This window comes from Methylobacterium tarhaniae, from assembly GCF_001043955.1.
Classification (GTDB): domain Bacteria; phylum Pseudomonadota; class Alphaproteobacteria; order Rhizobiales; family Beijerinckiaceae; genus Methylobacterium; species Methylobacterium tarhaniae.
In genome coordinates, this window is sequence record NZ_LABZ01000006.1 from 1 (window position 1) to 18,621 (window position 18,621).

Annotated in this window: 18 protein-coding genes and 1 tRNA gene; 14 read left to right on the forward strand and 5 right to left on the reverse strand. The window is 71.8% G+C overall.

All coding sequences use genetic code 11. From position 1 onward, the window contains the following. Window positions 1–1,097 (reverse strand): sigma-54-dependent transcriptional regulator (locus VQ03_RS00660; protein ID WP_048448922.1); only part of this gene is annotated, 1,097 nt, incomplete at its 3' end. A gap of 286 nt (window positions 1,098–1,383) precedes the next feature. Here VQ03_RS00660 and VQ03_RS00665 point away from each other — a divergent pair. Continuing rightward, window positions 1,384–3,252, forward strand: coding sequence for a M3 family oligoendopeptidase (locus VQ03_RS00665; RefSeq protein WP_048448923.1), 1,869 nt, complete (start codon window positions 1,384–1,386; stop codon window positions 3,250–3,252). Between the two features lie 133 nt (window positions 3,253–3,385). On the opposite strand, the gene VQ03_RS00670 is transcribed toward VQ03_RS00665, so the two are convergent. Then, window positions 3,386–4,282 carry a DMT family transporter gene (locus tag VQ03_RS00670; protein ID WP_083467691.1) on the reverse strand — a complete coding sequence of 299 codons (897 nt, stop codon included), beginning with the start codon at window positions 4,280–4,282 and terminating at the stop codon, window positions 3,386–3,388. A gap of 24 nt (window positions 4,283–4,306) precedes the next feature. Further along, window positions 4,307–5,257 (reverse strand): alpha/beta hydrolase, encoded by a 951-nt coding sequence (locus VQ03_RS00675; protein ID WP_048448925.1) that lies wholly within the window; start codon window positions 5,255–5,257, stop codon window positions 4,307–4,309. 280 nt (window positions 5,258–5,537) lie between these two features. On the opposite strand from VQ03_RS00675, the gene VQ03_RS00680 reads away from it, so the two are divergent. From VQ03_RS00680 to VQ03_RS00705, 6 genes are all read left to right on the forward strand, one after another. Continuing rightward, complete coding sequence (locus VQ03_RS00680) at window positions 5,538–5,912, forward strand: DUF6460 domain-containing protein (RefSeq protein WP_048448926.1); 375 nt, start codon at window positions 5,538–5,540, stop codon at window positions 5,910–5,912. 15 nt (window positions 5,913–5,927) lie between these two features. Continuing rightward, complete coding sequence (locus VQ03_RS00685) at window positions 5,928–7,301, forward strand: MATE family efflux transporter (RefSeq protein WP_048448927.1); 1,374 nt, start codon at window positions 5,928–5,930, stop codon at window positions 7,299–7,301. After that, the gene (locus VQ03_RS00690; RefSeq protein WP_048448928.1) at window positions 7,298–7,699 is read left to right on the forward strand and encodes a GFA family protein; all 402 of its coding nucleotides are present in this window, start codon (window positions 7,298–7,300) and stop codon (window positions 7,697–7,699) included. The genes VQ03_RS00685 and VQ03_RS00690 overlap by 4 nt, the downstream gene beginning before the upstream one ends. A 42-nt stretch (window positions 7,700–7,741) precedes the next feature. Continuing rightward, the gene (locus VQ03_RS32530; RefSeq protein ID WP_053078343.1) at window positions 7,742–8,611 is read left to right on the forward strand and encodes a class I SAM-dependent methyltransferase; all 870 of its coding nucleotides are present in this window, start codon (window positions 7,742–7,744) and stop codon (window positions 8,609–8,611) included. A gap of 143 nt (window positions 8,612–8,754) precedes the next feature. Beyond that, on the forward strand, window positions 8,755–9,444 hold the full coding sequence (locus tag VQ03_RS32535; RefSeq protein ID WP_048448929.1) for a glutathione S-transferase family protein: 690 nt from the start codon (window positions 8,755–8,757) through the stop codon (window positions 9,442–9,444). Between the two features lie 86 nt (window positions 9,445–9,530). After that, the gene (locus VQ03_RS00705; RefSeq protein WP_048448930.1) at window positions 9,531–11,039 is read left to right on the forward strand and encodes an ATP-binding protein; all 1,509 of its coding nucleotides are present in this window, start codon (window positions 9,531–9,533) and stop codon (window positions 11,037–11,039) included. Between the two features lie 6 nt (window positions 11,040–11,045). Here the strand turns inward: VQ03_RS00705 and VQ03_RS00710 are convergent, their stop codons facing one another. Continuing rightward, a complete protein-coding gene (locus VQ03_RS00710; protein ID WP_048448931.1) occupies window positions 11,046–11,438 on the reverse strand; it encodes a DoxX family protein in 393 nt (130 codons plus the stop codon). Between the two features lie 140 nt (window positions 11,439–11,578). Continuing rightward, window positions 11,579–11,911: a hypothetical protein gene (locus VQ03_RS00715; RefSeq protein ID WP_245291916.1), complete on the reverse strand. Its 333-nt coding sequence runs from the start codon at window positions 11,909–11,911 to the stop codon at window positions 11,579–11,581. A 469-nt stretch (window positions 11,912–12,380) separates the two neighbouring features. Here VQ03_RS00715 and VQ03_RS00720 point away from each other — a divergent pair, with 469 nt between their 5' ends. The 7 genes from VQ03_RS00720 (at window position 12,381) to VQ03_RS33585 (ending at window position 18,497) form a co-directional block, all read left to right on the forward strand. After that, window positions 12,381–12,965, forward strand: a complete 585-nt coding sequence (locus tag VQ03_RS00720) for a PilZ domain-containing protein (RefSeq protein WP_245291917.1) — start codon at window positions 12,381–12,383, stop codon at window positions 12,963–12,965. A 315-nt stretch (window positions 12,966–13,280) separates the two neighbouring features. Then, window positions 13,281–13,637, forward strand: a complete 357-nt coding sequence (locus VQ03_RS00725) for a hypothetical protein (protein ID WP_053078344.1) — start codon at window positions 13,281–13,283, stop codon at window positions 13,635–13,637. A 147-nt stretch (window positions 13,638–13,784) separates the two neighbouring features. Next, a complete protein-coding gene (locus tag VQ03_RS00730) occupies window positions 13,785–15,218 on the forward strand; it encodes an NAD-dependent succinate-semialdehyde dehydrogenase (protein WP_048448932.1) in 1,434 nt (477 codons plus the stop codon). Between the two features lie 142 nt (window positions 15,219–15,360). After that, window positions 15,361–15,437, forward strand: a tRNA-Arg gene (locus VQ03_RS00735). A gap of 544 nt (window positions 15,438–15,981) precedes the next feature. Next, window positions 15,982–17,118, forward strand: a complete 1,137-nt coding sequence (locus VQ03_RS00740; protein WP_245291919.1) for a polysaccharide deacetylase family protein — start codon at window positions 15,982–15,984, stop codon at window positions 17,116–17,118. A gap of 53 nt (window positions 17,119–17,171) precedes the next feature. Continuing rightward, a complete protein-coding gene (locus tag VQ03_RS35150) occupies window positions 17,172–18,251 on the forward strand; it encodes a L,D-transpeptidase family protein (protein WP_053078346.1) in 1,080 nt (359 codons plus the stop codon). A 72-nt stretch (window positions 18,252–18,323) separates the two neighbouring features. Beyond that, window positions 18,324–18,497 (forward strand): hypothetical protein, encoded by a 174-nt coding sequence (locus VQ03_RS33585; RefSeq protein WP_167376042.1) that lies wholly within the window; start codon window positions 18,324–18,326, stop codon window positions 18,495–18,497. Window positions 18,498–18,621: the final 124 nt, after the last annotated feature.

Consider the following 18,621-nt stretch of genomic DNA (forward strand, 5'->3'; position numbering starts at 1 on the left):
AGCTGGCGGACGTTGCCGGGCCAGTCGTAGCGGGTGATGAGCGCCATCGCTTCCGCCGCGATGCCCCGTACCCGCTTGCCTTCCTCCGCCGCGAACCGGGCGCAGAACGAGCGGGCGAGGTCCGGGATGTCCTCGCGCCGGGCCCGCAGGGGCGGCAGGGTCATCGGGAAGACGTTGAGGCGGTAATACAGGTCCTCGCGGAAGCGGCCCTGCTTGACGAGGTCGAGGAGGGAGCGGTTCGTCGCCGAGACCAGCCGGATGTCGACCCGCACGCTCTTGCGCCCGCCGACCGGGTCGACCTCGCCCTCCTGGAGCGCGCGCAGCAGCTTCACCTGCGCGTCGAGGGGTAGCTCCCCGATCTCGTCGAGGAACAGCGTGCCGCCCGACGCCTCGACGAACTTGCCGAGATGGCGCTCGGTGGCACCGGTGAAGGCACCCTTCTCGTGGCCGAACAGGGTCGATTCGACGAGGTTGTCGGGGATCGCCCCGCAATTGACCGTCACGAAGGGCTTGCCGCGGCGATCGCCCGAGCCCTGGATGGCGCGGGCCAGCACCTCCTTGCCGACGCCGGATTCGCCCTCGATCAGCACCGGGATGTTGGATTTCGCCGCCCGCTCGGCGAGCCGCATCACCCGGGCCATGTCCGGGCTCTTCGAGGTGAGGTCGCGGAAGGAGAGGGCGCCGGAGGCGCGCCTGCGCATCCGCCGGATCTCGTCCTGGAGCTGGTCGACCTGGAGCGCGTTGCGGATCGAGACCTGGAGCCGTTCGGGGCCGGCGGGCTTCACCACGAAATCGACCGCGCCCGCCCGCATGGCGTTGACCACGGCGTCGATCGAGCCGTTCGCCGTCTGCACGATCACCGGCGTATCGATGCCGGCCTTGCGCAGCTCGGCCAGCACGCCGAGCCCGTCCAGGCCGCCCGGCATCGCGAGGTCGAGCAGCACCACGTCGATGCTGGAATCGGGGGCCCGGATGGCGTCCAGTCCGGCCGCTCCGCCTTCCGCCACCACGGCCTCGAACCCGAGGCGCCGCACCATGGCCTCCGCCAGCCGGCGCTGCACGGGATCGTCGTCGACGATGAGGACCGTGGTGGTCATCTGTTCTCCTCGAGAGGATCGCCGCCGTGTGGCGGCGCCCTGAAGCCTTCATCGCGCCCGGCGGCCCGCCCCGAGGGGAGGGCCATCCGCGAATCACGCGGCTGTTTCGTTTCGAGCCGCATGCTGCGTCACAACCGTAAAGTCGCCCTTAACGCCAACGAGAGGTTACCGAGCCGGCGCCTCGCACCGCAATCGTGGCGGGCTCGGTTGATCGCGGGCGGCGGGCGGCCGATATGTCTCCCGCATCGCCTGCCAGAGACTGCTTGGCCTGAGAGGAACATCGTCCATGCCGCTGAGTGCCGCCGCGCCGTCGGACAGCGCCCTGAGCACCGCCCAGGCCACGGCCCGCGCCGTCGATCTCGGGCCGCTGCCGGAATGGGACCTGTCGGACCTCTATGCCGGCCTCGACGACCCGGCCTTCGCCGCCGACCTCGCCCGGGCCGAGGCCGAGTGCCGGAGCTTCGCCGAGAGCTATCGCGGCCGCGTCAGGGACCTCGTCGCCGGCGAGGGCGCGTCCGACCGGCTCGGCACCGCGGTCGCCGCCTACGAGGCGATCGAGGACCGGCTCGGCCGGCTGATGTCCTATGCCGGCCTCGTCTATTCGGGCGACACCACCGACCCGGCCCGGGCGAAGTTCTACGGCGACACCCAGGAGCGCCTGACCACCGCGTCGAGCGACCTGCTGTTCTTCACGCTCGAGCTCAACCGGGTCGAGGATTCAGCGATCGATGCGGCGGCCGCGCACCCGCCGCTCGCCCGCTACCGCCCCTGGCTCGAGGACATCCGCCGCGAGAAGCCGCACCAGCTCAGCGACGAGGCCGAAAAGCTCTTCCTCGAGAAGTCGGTGACCGGGCGCGCCGCCTGGAACCGGCTCTTCGACGAGACCATCGCGTCCCTGCGGTTCCCCCTGCGCGGCGAGGAGCTGACGCTGGAGCCCACCCTCAACAAGCTCCAGGACCCGGACGAGACCGTGCGTCGGGACGCGGCGGGCGCGCTCAGCACCGTCTTCCGGGCCAACCTGCGGGTGTTCACGCTGATCACCAACACGCTCGCCAAGGACAAGGAGATCTCGGACCGCTGGCGCGGCTTCACCGACGTGTCGGATGCCCGCCACCTCGCCAACCGGGTCGAGCGCGACACGGTCGAGGCGCTGGTCGCCGCCGTGCAGGCGGCCTATCCGCGCCTGTCGCACCGCTACTACAAGCTGAAGGCGCGGTGGTTCGGGCGGGACAGCCTGGCCTATTGGGACCGCAACGCGCCGCTGCCGAAGGTCGAGCAGCGCACGATCCCCTGGGCGGAGGCGCGCGAGACCGTTCTGTCGGCCTACGGCGCCTTCTCGCCGAAGATGGCCGAGATCGCCCGGCGCTTCTTCGACGGCGGCTGGATCGACGCGCCGGTGCGCCCCGGCAAGGCGCCGGGCGCCTTCGCGCACCCGACCGTGCCCTCGGCCCACCCCTTCGTGCTGGTCAACTACCAGGGCAAGCCGCGGGACGTGATGACGCTCGCCCACGAGCTCGGCCATGGCGTGCACCAGGTTCTGGCCGGCCCCAACGGCGCGCTCATGGCCCCGACGCCCCTGACGCTCGCCGAGACCGCCAGCGTGTTCGGCGAGATGCTGACCTTCCGCCGGGTGCTGGAGGCCACGACCGACCCGGTCCAGCGCCGGGCGATGCTCGCCGCCAAGGTCGAGGACATGATCAACACGGTGGTGCGCCAGATCGCGTTCTACGCCTTCGAGCGCAAGGTCCACCTCGCCCGCCGCGAGGGCGAGCTGACCGCCGACAGGATCAACGCCCTGTGGATGTCGGTGCAGGCGGAGAGCTTGGGTCCCGCGATCCGCCTCGACGAGGGCTACGAGCCGTACTGGGCCTATATCCCGCACTTCATCCACTCCCCGTTCTACGTCTACGCCTATGCCTTCGGCGACTGCCTCGTGAACTCGCTCTACGGCGTCTACCGGCGGGCGAGCGGCGATCCGGCGGCGGAGGAGGCCTTCGTCGAGCGCTATTTCGCGCTGCTCGCGGCCGGCGGCAGCAAGCCCTATGGCGAGCTCCTGGCGCCGTTCGGTCTCGACGCCCGCGACCCGGCCTTCTGGCAGATCGGCCTGTCGATGATCGAGGGGATGATCGCGGAGCTGGAGGCGATGGAGGCGTGACGCGCCGTCATCGAACCGTCGCGCCCGGCCCCTAAGCAGATTTCGCAACAGTGGTCGCCGGTTTTGCGACAAAAATCTGCGGCCGAACAAGAACCTGAGCGGACGAAGCGTTGGCTCGCCGACGCAAGTCCGCTCAGCGTCGACCCGACATCTCCGCCACCGCGATCCCGCCGAGAACCAGGGCGAGGGCCGCCGCCTCGACGAGGCCGAAGGACTCGCCCACCAGCCCCACCGCCAGGATCGCCCCGAAGACCGGAACCAGGTTGTTGAACAGGCCGGCGCGGTTCGGCCCGATCGTCTCGACCCCGCGCATATAGGCGAGCTGCGCCACCAGCGACGGCCCGAGCGCCGTGAAGGCGGTCAGCGCCCAGCCGGCGGCGCCCGGCCAGAGCACGCGGCCGCTCGCCCATTCGGCGAGGAGGAGCGGCATCGAGGTCGCCCAGGCGGCGATCGCCATGGCGGCGAAGAAGGCGAGGCCCGGCACCGCCGGTCGCGAGGGGAGGGCGACGGTGTAGCCGGCGTAGAACAGGCAGGCCAGCAGCACCAGGAGGTCGCCGCGGTTGACATCGAGCGCCCGCAGCCGCGCGAGGTCGCCGTGGCTCGCCACCAGAACCACGCCGGCGAGCGTGATGACGGAGCCGACGATCTGGCCGGGCCGCACCGCGACGCCGCGGGCGACGAAGTTGAGGAGGAGCACCAGGACCGGGATCGTGCCCTCGATCAGGGACAGGTTGACGGCGCTCGTCAGCGCGCCGGCCTCGTAGGTCAGCGCGTTGAAGCCGGTATAGCCGACGCCGCCCATCAGCAGGATCATCGGCCAATGCGCCCAGAGGGTGCGCCGGTGCGCCCAGGTCTCGCGCCCGGCGACGAGCGCGATCACCGTGAGGGCGATCGACCAGCGCAAGGCGACGAGCGCCTGCGGCGAGACGAGGCCGACCGCGACCTTGCTCGCCACCGCGTTGCCGGCCCAGAGCAGGGTCGCGAAGGCGAGAAGCGCGTAGGCGGCCGCGGCCGAGCGGCCGCCGCTCACGTCCCTTGCCTCACGCCTGATCCCTCACGCCAGCGCCATCAGGAAGCGCTCGATCAGCTCCAGGGCGCGCTGGGTCATGGCGAGGTTGTAGCGGATGAAGACGTGGCAGCCGCCGGTATAGACCGAGGTGTAGCCGCCGTTATTGGCCGCGGCCCAGCGCATCGACATGAACAGCGTGTCGTCGAGGAGGGGATCGCGGGTGCCGACCGAGAACAGGGCCGGCGGCAGGCCGGCGAGGTCGGCGTAGAGCGGCGAGACGTCCGGCGAGCGCCGGGCGACGCCCTCCGGCACGAAGCCGTCGGCGAAGCGGCGTATGTCGGTGGAGTTGAGGACCAGGCGCTCCTCGCCCCAGTTGCGGGCGCTCGCGGTGACGCCGAGGTCGTAGAGGCCGGAAAACAGGTTGGCGCCCCGGAACGCCTTGGGTAGCCGGTGGCGGTCGCGCAGGCGCAGGAGCGTCATCACGCTCAGGTGAGCACCGACCGATTCGCCGCCGATGGTCAGGGCCTCGACCCCGAACACCTTGCGGCCCTCGTGGTAGAGCCAGAGCGCCGCCGCCTCGCAATCGTCGATCGGGGCCGGGTAGGGGTGCTCCGGCGCCAGCCGGTAATCGACCGAGACGCAGACGAAGCCGCAGCGCTCGGCGATGCGCTCCAGCCAGGGATCCTGCTCGTCGGCGCCGCCCCAGACCCAGCCGCCGGAATGGATGTGCAGGTAGGCGCCGCGGGCCTTGCGCTGCGGCCGGATCACCCGCAGGGCGAGCGGCCCGCCGGGGCCCGGAATCATCATCGTCTCGGCCCGGTCGCTGCGGGGCATCGCCGGATAGGCGAGGCTGCCGCCGCGGCGGCGCTCGCGCACCTCGGCGACCGGCATGGACCAGGGGTCCGGTGCCTGGGCCTGCGCGGCGATGATCTCCCGGTTCAGCCGTTCGGCATCGGGATCGGTTTTCGCCGGGTCGAAGAGCGCGTGGTCGATCATGCTCGGGGTATCAATCTCGCGGCGCTGCGCCGGCGGCGGAGCGTCTCGGGGTTGCGGGCAGGGCATCGTCCAGCCCGGTGTCGTCGTCCGGGCATCTTGGGATAATCCGCGGAGGTTGCCATCTCAGGTCTGGATTGCCAAACGGTGCAATGCGTCAGGCCGCACCGGGTTTCGTTCGAGATGTGACAATCCCGCAACGGTTCGGTTGCGCAACGCAACGGGACGGTTGCGCATCGCAAGGTTCGGGCGCAGGTCCGCAGCGGCAGGGTCGCGAGGAAGCATGAGCGAGCAGAGATTCCACCGTCCCTTCGGCGAGCAGGCACCGCGCGGGCAGGACCCCTACGGCCAGGGCGGCTACGATCCCGGCCCCGGGGCCTATCGCGGCGGCCGGCCGTCGGGCCTGCACCGCTTCCTCGGCGGCTCGCCGGGGGCGGTGCTGGTGCGGCTGGTCTTCCTGTCGCTCCTCGTAGGGGCCGGCATGGCGATGCTCGGGGTCACGCCCGGGCTCCTGTTCGCCCAGGCCTACGAGACGATCCACTCGCTGATCGCGCTCGGCTTCGACACCTTCCACGATGCCGGCCGCTGGTTCGTCGCGGGCGCCGTGGTGGTGGTGCCGCTCTGGCTCCTGTCGCGGCTCTTCGCCCGCGGCCGCTGAGCGGACCCCGGAACGATGCATCCCGCCGCCCCGAGCCCGCATGGCGCGCGTCCGGAGGTCACCCACCGCCGCCTTCTCGCGCTCGCCGTGCCGATGACGCTCGCCAACGTCACGACGCCGCTCCTCGGCCTCGTCGGCACGGCGGCGGTCGGGCGGCTCGGCGACGCGGCCCTGCTCGGGGCGCTGGCCCTGGGGGCGGTGGTCTTCGATTACCTGTTCTGGACCTTCGGGGCCCTGCGCATGGCCACCGCCGGCCTCACCGCGCAGGCGACCGGCGCCGGCGACCGGGAGGAGATCGACCGCACGCTCGCCCGGGCGCTCGCGGCGGCGCTGGCGGTCGGCCTCGCCATGGTGGCGCTGCAAGCTCCCCTCGGGACGGCGGCCCTCCGGTTGTCCGGCGCCAGCCCGGCGGTGAATGCGGCTCTCTCGGATTACTTCGCGGTGCGGATCTGGTGCGCGCCGTTCACGCTGGCGAACTACGTCATCCTCGGCTCGGCCCTCGGGCGGGGCCGCACCGATCTCGGCCTCGCCCTCCAGGTCGCGATCAACGTCGTCAACGTGGCGCTCACCCTCCCGTTCGTCCTCGGGCTCGGATACGGCGTCGCCGGTGCGGCCTTCGCCACGGTCCTGGCGGAGATCGCCGGCACCGCCCTCGGGCTCGTCGTGCTGCACCGCCTCGGCTCCCGGCCCTGGCGCGTGCCCCTGCGGGAGGTCGTCGAGCGCACCGGCCTCACCCGGATGCTGTCGGTCAACGGCGACGTGATGGTGCGGACGCTGGCGCTCATCACCGCGCTCGCCCTGTTCACCGGGCTCGGGGCGCGGGAGGGAGACGTGACCCTCGCGGCCAATGCGGTGCTCCAGAACCTCTTCCTGATCGGCAGCTTCTTCCTCGACGGCTTCGCCACCGCTGCGGAGGTCCTGTGCGGTCAGGCGCTGGGCGCCCGCGACGAGGGCGCCTTCCGGGGTGCGGTGCGGCTCTCGCTCGGCTGGTGCCTCGGCTTCGCCCTGGCGGTCTCGGGCCTCTTCCTCGCGGTCGGCGGCGCCTTCATCGACGCGATCACGACGGCGCCCGAGGTGCGGGCCTTCGCGCGCGACTACCTCGTCTACGCCGCCCTGACGCCGCTCGCGGCGGCGGCCGCCTTCGCGTTCGACGGGGTCTATATCGGGGCGACCTGGACCCGGGCGATGCGCAACCTGATGCTGGCGGCGCTCGCCGTCGACGCCGCGATGCTGGCGGCGACGCGGGACCTCGGCAATACCGGCCTGTGGCTCGCCATGCTGGCCTTCCTGGCCGCCCGCGGCCTCGGCCAGGCCCTGCTCTATCCGCGGCTCGCGGCCGGCGCCTTCCCGCCCGCGCGGGTCGGCGTCCTGACGGAGGCGACGCGATGAGCACGACGATCTCGGGCGGATGCCGCTGCGGCGCCCTGCGCTACGCGGCGGAGGGGGAGCCCTGGAACCTCACGGTCTGCCATTGCGAGGATTGCCGCGCCACCGCGGGGGCGCCGATGGTCGGCTGGCTCACGGTGCGGCGCGAGGCCTGCCGCTTCACCGCGGCTCCGTCCTGGTTCCGCTCCAGCCCGCGGGCCGAACGCGCCTTCTGCCCGTCCTGCGGCACGGCGCTCGCCTACCGGGCCGACGACCTGCCCGACGAGATCGACCTGACCCTGGCGAGCCTAGACGACCCGGAGCGTTTCCCGCCGCGCGACCACGTCTGGGTCTCCCGCCGCCTGTCCTGGGTCGCCCTGCCGCCCGGGCTGCCCTGCCATCCGCAGGCGCGCGTATCCTGACGCCCCACCCGAACCGCCGCCCGCCGCACGAGACGATCCCGCATGACGATGGCGGACCCGACCGTTCACCGCGAGGCCGACGCGCCGTACTCCGACGCGCCGTTCTCCGATATGCCGTTCTCCGACGTGCCGTTCTTGCCGCCCCGCGCGGTCGACGACCCGGCGACCTGCACCTTCAACCACACCATCGACCTGCCCGGGCACGGCACCATGGCGGGGGCCTGGGACCTGCGCGCCGGGCTCGACGACTATCTCGGCCACGTCGCGGTGGCGGGAAAGCGCGTGCTCGATTTCGGCGCCACCAGCGGCTTCCTCGGCTTCGCGGCGGAAGCGCGGGGCGCCGACGTGGTGTCCTACGACTTCGCCGGCGAGGCATGCTGGGAGATGGTGCCGTACCCGGATTTCGAGCGCGCCGTGATCGCGCCGGAGATCCGCAGCCACCTGCGCCGGTTCGAGAACGCCTATTGGTACAGCCACGCCGCCCTCGGCTCGCGGGCGCGCCGCGCCGGCGGCTCGCTCTACGAGGTGCCGGAGGCGGTCGGACCGGTCGACATCGCGCTGCTCGGCAACGCGCTGGTCCGCCTGCGCGACCCGTTCCGGGCGCTCCACGGCGCCCTGCGGGTCACCCGGGAGACCGTCGTGGTGACCGAGATCCTGCCGAAATCGCTGCAGTTCCTGCGCTTCCTGCCGCGCAGCCTCGGCCTGCCGATGTTCCTCCTGCCCCGGACCGACCAGCGGATCCGCTTCGATTCCTGGTGGGCCATCGCCCCGACGACGATGCAGGAACTCCTGGCGATCCTGGGCTTCGGCGAATCGGCGGTGAGCTACCATCGCCAGCTGCTGCTCGGCCAGAAGCGGCTCTGCTACACCGTGGTGGCGCGGCGCACCGAGCCGACCAATCCGGAATTGTGAGGCTTCGCCCGGGCTCGAGACGGTCGCCTCCGGCTGCGGCACCGCCCGCGAGAGGACGCCGCCGCGTTGCCCCCTCCGCGGCCACCGGCCATGATCCGCCCCGCCAAGCCGCCCGGACCAGGGCGCCGCCGGAGGAAATCCCCTTGTCCCGTGTGCTCTACGAACTCGCCGCCGCCGATCCGGACCGGCGCTTCAGCCCGTTCTGCTGGCGCATCCGCCTCGCCCTGGAGCACAAGGGCCTCGCCTTCGAGGGCCGGCCGTGGCGCTTCACGGAGACGGACGCGCTGGCCTTCTCGGGCTCGGACAAGGTGCCGGTGCTGGTCGAGGACGGGCGGGCGATCGCCGAGTCCTCGGTCATCGCCGCCCATCTCGAGGCGGCCTACCCGGACCGGCCGTCGCTGTTCGGCGGCGCGGCCGGGCTGGCGCTGACCCGGTTCCACGTCGCCTGGACCGACGGGGTGCTGCACCCCGCCCTGGTGCCGCTCCTCCTCCTCGACATCCACCGCCACCTCGCCGACGCCGACCGGGCCTATTTCCGCCGGAGCCGCGAGGCCCGGTTCGGCAAGCCCCTGGAGGCGGTCTGCCCCGATCCGGAGGCGCAACGCGCCACCTTGCGAAAAACCCTCGCGCCGGTCCGCGCGGTGCTGCGGATGCAGGCCTTCCTCGGTGGGGACGACCCGCTCTACGCCGACCACGTCGTGATGGGTGCCTTCCTGTGGGCCCGCGGCGTCAGCACGCTGGACCTCCTCGAACCCGACGACCCGGTCGAGGACTGGCGGCGGCGGATGCTGGAGCGGATGGGAGTGGGGTCGCGGGCGCTGGCCTTCGGCTGACGCGAACTCCCTGTGGACCCCGTCTCGGGGTCCGGATCGGCGGCGGGCCTCCCGTGTTACGAGTCGGGCCATCGCAGGGAGCCGAGATGACGATCAGCGTCGAGATGGGGGTGGCGAGCGGCGGCCGGCCGGCCGCCCTCGACCTGGAGGAATTGCTGGCGACGCGCCTGCTGGTCCAGGGCAACTCCGGCTCGGGCAAGTCGCACCTCCTGCGCCGCCTCCTGGAGCAGAGCGCGCCGCACGTGCAGCAGGTGGTGATCGACCCCGAGGGCGACTTCGTCACCCTGGCCGATGCCCACGGCCACGTGGTGGTGGAGGGCGACCACGGCGAGGCCGACCTGCAGCGCATCGCGGCCCGGGTGCGGGCGCACCGGGTCTCGGTGGTGCTGACCCTGGAGAGCCTCGACGTCGAGGCGCAGATGCGCGCCGCCGCGGCGTTCCTCGGCGGCCTGTTCGAGGCCGAGCGCGACCATTGGTACCCGGTGCTGGTGGTGGTCGACGAGGCGCAGCTCTTCGCCCCGGCCGCCGCCGGCGAGGTCTCGGACGAGGCCCGCAAGGCGTCCCTCGGCGCCATGACCAACCTGATGTGCCGCGGCCGCAAGCGCGGTCTCGCCGGCATCATCGCGACGCAGCGCCTCGCCAAGCTCGCCAAGAACGTCGCGGCGGAAGCGTCGAACTTCCTGATGGGCCGCACCTTCCTCGACATCGACATGGCGCGGGCCGCCGACCTGCTCGGCCTCGAGCGGCGCCAAGCCGAGAGCTTCCGCGATCTCGAGCGCGGCCATTTCATCGCGCTGGGTCCGGCCTTGTCGAAGCGGCCGCTGCCGATCGCCATCGGGCCGGTGGCGACCTCGGCCCGCTCGTCGAGCCCCAAGCTCGTGCCGCTGCCGAGCCCGGCCGCCGGCGACTCCTTACGCGAGCTGATCCTGACGCCGTCGGAGAACGAGCCGGTCTGGACCCCGGCACCCCGCCCGGCGCCGGCGCCGCGGGCGAGCCCGGCCGACCTGCTGCAGCAGCTCGCCCAGTACCGCCCGCCGGAGCCGGTCGAGGCGCCGCCGAGCATGACCGATGCGGAGCGTGAGGCTGCCCTCGCCGACATCCTGCGCGAGATCGCCGCCGACCCGGATTCGGGCCATCACCCGATCGCGGTGCTCTACCAGGATTTCCTGGTGCGCTGCCGGATGCGCCGGCTGCCGGGCGAGCCCCTCGATCTCGGCCGCTTCCGCCGCCGCTTGGCCATCGCGCGGGCCGGCGTCGACGGCGAGGCGGCGGAGGGCGACGAGGCCGATGCCGTGATGGCGGCCTGCGCCGGCCTGCCGGAGGAGGTGCAGGGCCTGTTCCTGCTGCTGGCGCGCGCCGCCCGCGCGGGCGCGCCGTGCCCCTCCGACGACGCGCTCGCCCGGGCCATCGGCTCGCGCTCGCCCGGCCGGGCGCGGCGGCTGCTCGCCTATGTCGAGAGCCGCGGCGCCGCGGTGTGCCGCACCGATTTCCGCGGCAACCGCGTCGTCGCCCTGCCGGCCCTCGGCTGCGAGACCGCCCCCGGCAACCCGAAGGGCAGCCACGAGGAGCCCGCCGGCCTGTTCGCGGCCGAGTAGGGACGGTCAGGCCCGCGAGGCCCGGAATCCGGTGGGGACGATCTCGCCCCGGCGCGCATAGGCGAGGCCGCCCGTCAGGCCGAGCAGCACCAGGGCGGGCACCGCCATCGTGACCGGGTCGCCGGCGCGCAGGTGGCTGACCGCCGCGCCGACCATCACGACGGCGAGAAGCAGCGCACCGTGGGCCACGGTGGCCTGCCCCCACAGCAGGATCGCGCCGAGGGCCTGGGCCGCCCCGACCGCATACATGAACCAGAGCGGATAGCCGAAGCGGGCGAAGCCCGCGACCTCGAACGGCACGGCGGCGAATTTCATGCCGGCCGCCGCCACGAAGACGGCGGTGAGCAGGCCGCGCAGCAGGAGGCCGCCGAAGCGCGGCCCGGTCGAGGTCGGTGTCATGATCGCAATCTCCGCTCGTCATACGACGTCCGCTGCGATCCGAAGGAATCGTCCGGATCGCGGATCGCCTGTGCCGGCTCGTCCGCCGCGACGGGTGAGTAGCTTTGCGGGATTGCGTCGTGATTGCGTGCTGTGTGTCGTCAGGCCTGGGCGCTCTCGTCCCGCCTGTAGAGGATCTGGCGGAAGCTGGCGCAGAGATGGGCCTCCGGCATCTCGTCGCCGTCCGGGCCCGGACCCTCCGGGTCGGCTGCGGCGGCGAGCTGCTGGGCCGCGAAGACGGCGCCGGGCCGGCCGGTCATCAGCTCCTCCACCCGGTCGAGCAGGGCGCAGACCTGAGCCTCCCGCAGCACCCCGGCAGCGTGAAGCGCCCGGATCAGCTCGGTCGTCAGTCCCTCGAGGGCGACGAGCCGGTCTTCCATCTCCCGCCCGTCGATCTCCCGCCCGTTCATGACCGTGCCCGCCTGTGAACCCATGATCGGCCCCATGCCCGCCACCCGCCTCGCCCGGCGACGGTTCAGGGAAGCATGCAGAGACGAACGGGGCGCCAACCTTTTCACTCAAGTTCTACGAGATTTTGAGATTTCCGCCTGCCGTTTACCCGGATTGCGATCGCTCGTAACGGGTTGAATTATGGATGAATTGCGAGCCGTGCGCCAATCGGAAGGATGAATGGTTGGACGGCGGGGAGATGCCTGGCTGGATCCGAGATCAGGTCGGCCAGGACCGGGTCATGATCTAACGATCGGCCGGCCCGCCCATGCGCCTCGACCATCCTGGGCCGGGCCGGCCCGTGGCAGGACCATCGGTCGCGTCGTTCTCATGCACCGCGCATTAAGTCTCACGGGGGATTGTAGCGGAGGACGGGCTCACGGTCTTGCGACCGGTCAGGCTCCTGGCGATGCTACCTTCGGCGCTTGTGAAATCGTGACTGACACGTTGAAGTTGCATATCCAGCCTGAGCCGGAGCCGGGTGTCCAGCCGATCCAGATCCGGGTCAGCGGGCGCTACCTGCTGCCTGGCGGCGCGGAGCATGTCTGCGAAACCCGCAGCCTCTCCCTCGCGACGATCGAGGTGCTGGCGCCGGAGGCTGGCTTGCCGGGCGATTTCGTCACGCTCTACCTCGACGATGTCGGCCCGGTGGCCGGAGCGATACGGACCATCTCGGCGGACGGGTTCACCCTCGCGGTGGAGGTCGGGCCCGAGCGCCGGGCCCGCTTCGCGGCCCGCCTGGACTGGCTCGCCGGCCAGGCGCGCGGGCAGGCCGACCAGCGCAGCGACCCGCGCATCGTGCCGAATGTCCGCGCCGTCGAGATCCGCCGCGCCGACGGCCGGGTCGTTCCGGGAATGGTGATCGACCTGTCCATGACCGGCGCGGCGATCGCCGCGACGGAGGTCCCGCCGGTCGGCGAGGCGGTCACGGTCGGGAAGCGAAGGGCCACCGTGGTGCGCCACATCGAGAACGGTTTCGCCGCCACCTTCCGGCTGCCGTTCCGGCCCGAGACCTTCGGCCAGCACATCGTGCTCTGATGCGATCGGGCCAGTCAGAAGAAAGCCGCCCTCGCGGGCGGCCCGAAGTCTTGGAGGAACGCCCGTCAGGGCCCCGTCCTTGTGCCATCGGCCGGCCCCCGGCGGCGTGCGCGGGCGCACATGCCCGATGAGCATGCGTGCCTGACAAGCATCCGCGCCCGCCGCGAGGCGCGTTCCGGATCGTTCCCCCGGGCCGGCACGGGCACTCATCTGCCGTTGCGGAAAGTACAACCATCGGCGGGCACGGAACTTTAATCCGGTTGCGGCGAGATCGCGCGCAGGGCGTAACGATCGCGCCGCGGCCGGGGGAACGGGATGCAGGGCAATCATCGGGGCAGCGGGATCGGGCGGCTCGACCGCAGCCCGGACCGGGACCACGGCGGCGACATCCGCATCGTCGTCGCGCCCGCGCCGCACGAGCATAGGAAGGAGCGGGTCTCGTCGTACCTGCCGTGGCCGGTCAAGCTCGTCCTGAAGCTCGGGCTTCTGGTGGCGGGATTCGTTGCCGTCGTGGTGCTGCCGAACTACCTCGATTGCCGCGGCCAGCGGGATGCGGGCCTGTTCTACTACGGCATGTCGGTCGCGACCTGCACGCGCCAGACCATCTACGGCCAGATCGGCACCACGCAGAAGCGGTTCGAGGACATCGCCCGCGCGATCGCCGCGCGCTGACCACGGCCAGGCTGGGGACTCTGTCAGGTCGCGGACAAACAGACAAGGCGCACCGACACGGGGCGCCTTGCATGGGGGAGCCTGTCTCGCCCGCGGAGACTGCCTTAGTTAAGGGCCAGTCCCCTCCGGAACGAGGATGAGCCCCCGATGTTCCCAGACGTGAAGCTTCACATCGCCGGCGAGTGGCGCAACGGCGCCACCGGCCAGACGATGCCGATCCTCAACCCGGCCACGGGCGAGACCCTGAGCCAGCTCGCGGTCGCGACCCGCCAGGACCTCGACCAGGCCCTTGAGGCGGCCGATCGCGGCTTCAAGGCCTGGCGCAAGGTCTCGGCCTTCGAGCGCAGCAAGGTGCTGCGCAAGGCCGCCAACCTGATGCGCGAGCGCGCCGACGAGATCGCCCGGATCATGACCCTGGAGCAGGGCAAGCCGGTGGCGGAAGCCAAGATGGAGGTGCTCGGCGCCGCCGACACCATGGACTGGTTCGCCGAGGAAGGCCGGCGCGCCTACGGACGGGTGATCCCGCCCCGGGCCGAGGGCGTGATGCAGCTCGTGATCCGCGAGCCGGTCGGCCCGGTCGCGGCCTTCACGCCCTGGAACTTCCCGATCAACCAGGCGGTGCGCAAGGTTTCGGCGGCGCTCTGCACCGGCTGCTCGGTGATCCTGAAGGGTCCCGAGGACACCCCGGCGAGCTGCACCGCCCTGATCCAGGCCCTGCTCGATGCCGGCGTGCCGGGCGACGTGCTCGGCCTCGTCTACGGCGACCCGGCGGAGATTTCTTCCTATCTCATCCCCCATCCGGTGATCCGCAAGATCACCTTCACGGGCTCGACCGCGATCGGCAAGGAGCTGGCGGCGCTCGCCGGCAAGCACATGAAGCGCGCCACGATGGAGCTGGGCGGCCACGCCCCGGCGATCGTCTTCCGCGACGCCGACGTGCAGAAGGCCGTGAAGGTGCTCGGCGCCAACAAGTACCGCAATGCCGGCCAGGTCTGCGTCGCACCGACCCGCTTCCTCGTCCACGAGTCGGTGTTCGACGCCTTCGTGGACGGCTTCGTCGGCTTCTCCCGCGACCTCAAGGTCGGCAACGGCCTGGAGCAGGGCGTGACGATGGGCCCGCTCGCCCATGGCCGCCGCATCGAGGCGATGGAGGGCTTCGTGGCCGATGCCGAGCAGAAGGGCGCGCAGCTGCGCACCGGCGGCAAGCGCATCGGCAACCAGGGCAACTTCTTCGAGCCGACGGTCTTCACCGACGTGCCGCTCGACGCCCGGATCATGAACGAGGAGCCCTTCGGGCCGATCGCCGCGATCCAGCGCTTCTCGGACGACGAGGAAGCCTTCGCGGAAGCCAACCGCCTGCCCTACGGCTTGGCCGCCTACGCCTATACCCGCTCGGCCGAGACGGCGACCAAGCTCGCCACGCAGGTCGAGAGCGGCATGATGTCGATCAACCACCACGGCATCGCCCTGCCGGAGACGCCCTTCGGCGGCGTCAAGGATTCCGGCTACGGCAGCGAGGGCGGCTCGGAGGCGATCGAGGCCTACCTCAACACCAAGTTCGTCACCCAGGCGGGCTTCTGACCGGGGAGGGGGCCGGCCCGCCGGCCCCTCTTCGCCCCCTCCGCCCACCACTCTCTTCCGCCGGCGAAATAGGGGTTGCCAAGCCAGGGCGGACCCCTTAGATCCCACCTCACCGGCGGGGCGCACCGCTCCCCCCGGTCAGGCGCCCGTAGCTCAGCTGGATAGAGCACCAGACTACGAATCTGGGGGTCAGAGGTTCGAATCCTTTCGGGCGCGCCATTTCTTCTCACCAACGTCACCAGCAGTGGCGCGACAGGCGCGCAAAGATTGCCGGTGTTTCCGGCATCTTGCTAGCCATCGGATGCGATGCCCGGTCCGTCTGCTTCCGCCTGCTCTCCCATGGCGTCGACGATCTCGGTTCGGTAACGCGTCGCGGGACACGGCCTGCTCCCCGCTGGACCTTTCGAACCGGGCGGGCTTTCGCGAGCAATCCACGTCGTCGCCCGCGGCCTCTTCTCTCCGTTCCTGATTGAGATCCCTTATCGCTGCTGCTTGCCGGCAGGACCGGCGCGATGCCGCGGCCCATCGATCATGGGAAAGTCCGATCATGGGAAATTCTCTGTCCATCCTGGCGCCATGACTTGATTATCCCGTCATTAACCGTGTTCAACGCTACCGCGTGCGTCGGCACGACTAGATCGAGAGATCGTCGATTGCGCCTGCTCCCGGCGATGATTTGGGGCGCGCCCGGTGCGTTTACCGGCGACTCAGGTTTGCATGAGATTTTGGCTGCGACGACCGGCATCGGTGGCGGGGTTTGTACGTGCGTTGCTTCAAGCTCCTGCTGCTGTCCGGAACCCTGTGCCTGCTCCCGGCCCTTGCCCCGGCGCAGGAATGTCGGCCCGGGGCGCTCGGCACCGCGCGCACCCTCGAAGTGCCGTTCACGCAGGGGCCGGTCGGCCGGGCGAGCTACCGGCGCGCCCTGCCGCTGGAGCGCGGCGAGGTGGTGCTGACCTTCGACGACGGGCCGCTGCCCCGGCGCACCCACGCCGTCCTCGACGCCCTCAAGGCCGAATGCGTGAAGGCGACGTTCTTCGTCGTCGGCCGCATGGTGGCGCAATTTCCCGATACCCTGCGCCGCACCGCCGCCGAGGGCCACACCATCGCGACCCATACCTGGTCGCACCTTTACCTGAACCGGGTCCGCAGCCCGGAGGTGCGGCGCGATCAGATCAACGGGGGCCTCGAGGCCGCCCGCGCCGTCCTCGCCGAGGGCGAGCCGGCCCTGTCGCCGTTCTTCCGCTTCCCCGGCCTCGGGCATGGCCCGGCCCTCGACCGCGCCGCCATGGCGCAGGGACTGGTGCCGTTCAGCGTCGACGTCGACGGCGACGACTGGAAGACGATCACCCCGGCGGCTCTGCTCCGGCGGGTGCTCACGCGCCTCGATGCGGCAGGGCGGGGGATCGTCCTTCTCCACGACATCCAGCCCCGGACCGTCGCGATCCTGCCGGACTTGCTGCGCCAGCTGAAGGTGCGCGGCTACCGCATCGTCCACGTGGTGCCGGCGCAAGGGGACACCCGGGCCGCCCTCGCGGCCCTGAACCCGGCGCAGGGAAAGCGGATCCGCCTCGCCCTCGACCGGCTCGGCGCTCGCATGGCGGCCCTGCGCGTCGCCGCCCGCCCGCCGGAGAAACCCGCTGGCGCCGCGCCGGCGATCTTCGCCGAGGACGGCCCGCTCCTCCTGCGGGCGGGGCTGTTCGAGGAGGCGGCGGAGGCACCGCCGGCCCGGGAGCAGGGCAGGTCCGGCGAGGCCGTCCGCGTCGTCCTGGTCGCCGATGCGGCGCTGCCCCCCGGTGCCGCGCCTCGGGCCGGCTGGAGCGGGTTCGTGGAGCTCGGCCCGGTTCCGCAGCCGGCGGGCTTCCGGCCCGTCGCCGAGATGGGGCGCCCGCCCGCGCGATGAGCCCAAGCCCGCCCATCCTCCCCCGGCGAGTCCCGATCCGGAAAGCCTCCACGATGCGCCGCCTCGGCCGGCTCCTGCCCGCTCTCCTTCTCTGCAATGCCGGTGCCGCCCAGGCGATGCGCGCCGACGAGTCGCCGGCCGGCTGGTGGGCGCCGACCCTGCGGGACTGCGCCGACCCGGCGAGTCCCCGGGTGTTCGAGATCCGGCTGAAGCCGGCGGCCGAGGCGCGGCTCGCGGCGCACGACCTGCGCTGCCGGATCGACCGGGTCTCCGACACGGCGATCGGCTACCGTCTCCACATGCGTTGCCACCGCTCGGCGGAGGATCTGCGGGCCGGCATCCGTGGCGAGGCTCGACAGATCGTCGTCGACGCGATCGGGCCGGTGACCATGCGGGCGGATGGGCAGCGCGTCTATCGCTGCCGCTCCCGCCCGACCGCCGAGACGCCGCACGGCCCGCTCGCGACCCAGGTGCCCGCGACGGTACCGGCCTTGCCGCTGCCGGACGCGCCGATGCGCCTGGCCTCCCTCCACCCCGAGCCGGTTCCGGCCGCATCGTCCGCCGCTCCGAGCCTCGTGCCGGACGCCCCCCTGCGTCTGGCCGCGCTCCCCACGGCACCGCTGCCGGCACCGCGCCAGGCCGCTCCGATCCCGGCTTCCCCGGGCCTCACGCCCGCGCCCGCCGCCCTGCCGGCGGTGCGGCGGGGCAGGGTGGTCGGCTATCCCGGCACGCAGGGCGCCGGCACGATCGTGGTCGATACCGCGGCGCGCTTCCTCTACCTCGTGCGCGGCGACGGCACGGCTCTGCGATACCGGGTGGCGGTCGGGCGTCCCGGCACGGCCTGGAAGGGCGTCGAGTCCGTCACCGCGAAGCAGGAATGGCCGCAATGGACGCCGACGCCGGAGATGCGGCGCAGTCGGCCCGGCCTGCCGCGCCACGTCGTCGGCGGTCCGCGCAATCCCCTGGGGGCCCGGGCACTCTATCTCGGCTCCTCGCTCTACCGCATCCACGGCACCACCGATCCGGGTTCGATCGGACGGGCCGCTTCGGCCGGGTGCTTCCGCATGCTGAACGAGGACGTGATCGAACTCTATCGCTTCGTGCCCGTCGGCACCAAGGTCGAGGTGATCTGACCCGCGCTCGGAACGATGGGCCGCCCGCCCGATTGCCTTGTGGGACGGCACACGCTCTCACAGGAGGCATCGATGGCCCAGGACGACCGGGACCGGCAGGAAGCGATCTCGAACGGCCCCAATGCCCGCCCGCGCGACGAGACGATCGCCCAGACCGGCCCGGGCCTGCCAAACGACAGCAGCCCCCCGGTCACGGTCGACGAGGCCGAAGCCAAGCGCATCGAGGAGAAGATCCGCTCGATGTGAGAGCCTGTTTGATTGAAACGACGAAATTGAAGCGCACCATCCTCATCCCGGGGCCGCGCAGCGGAGCCCGGGATCCATAAACGCCGACGAGTCCGAATGGGGCGGAGCGTTGGTCGCTTGCTCC

Excerpts from the sequence above, each read along its gene's own strand:
- VQ03_RS00665 (WP_048448923.1), top strand. The coding sequence starts at position 1,384 with ATGCCGCTGAGTGCCGCCGCGCCGTCGGACAGCGCCCTGAGCACCGCC.
- VQ03_RS00675 (WP_048448925.1), bottom strand. The coding sequence starts at position 5,257 with ATGATCGACCACGCGCTCTTCGACCCGGCGAAAACCGATCCCGATGCC.
- VQ03_RS00680 (WP_048448926.1), top strand. The coding sequence starts at position 5,538 with ATGAGCGAGCAGAGATTCCACCGTCCCTTCGGCGAGCAGGCACCGCGC.
- VQ03_RS00685 (WP_048448927.1), top strand. The coding sequence starts at position 5,928 with ATGCATCCCGCCGCCCCGAGCCCGCATGGCGCGCGTCCGGAGGTCACC.
- VQ03_RS00690 (WP_048448928.1), top strand. The coding sequence starts at position 7,298 with ATGAGCACGACGATCTCGGGCGGATGCCGCTGCGGCGCCCTGCGCTAC.
- VQ03_RS32530 (WP_053078343.1), top strand. The coding sequence starts at position 7,742 with ATGACGATGGCGGACCCGACCGTTCACCGCGAGGCCGACGCGCCGTAC.
- VQ03_RS00705 (WP_048448930.1), top strand. The coding sequence starts at position 9,531 with ATGACGATCAGCGTCGAGATGGGGGTGGCGAGCGGCGGCCGGCCGGCC.
- VQ03_RS00710 (WP_048448931.1), bottom strand. The coding sequence starts at position 11,438 with ATGACACCGACCTCGACCGGGCCGCGCTTCGGCGGCCTCCTGCTGCGC.
- VQ03_RS00715 (WP_245291916.1), bottom strand. The coding sequence starts at position 11,911 with ATGGGTTCACAGGCGGGCACGGTCATGAACGGGCGGGAGATCGACGGG.
- VQ03_RS00725 (WP_053078344.1), top strand. The coding sequence starts at position 13,281 with ATGCAGGGCAATCATCGGGGCAGCGGGATCGGGCGGCTCGACCGCAGC.
- VQ03_RS00730 (WP_048448932.1), top strand. The coding sequence starts at position 13,785 with ATGTTCCCAGACGTGAAGCTTCACATCGCCGGCGAGTGGCGCAACGGC.
- VQ03_RS35150 (WP_053078346.1), top strand. The coding sequence starts at position 17,172 with ATGCGCCGCCTCGGCCGGCTCCTGCCCGCTCTCCTTCTCTGCAATGCC.
- VQ03_RS33585 (WP_167376042.1), top strand. The coding sequence starts at position 18,324 with ATGGCCCAGGACGACCGGGACCGGCAGGAAGCGATCTCGAACGGCCCC.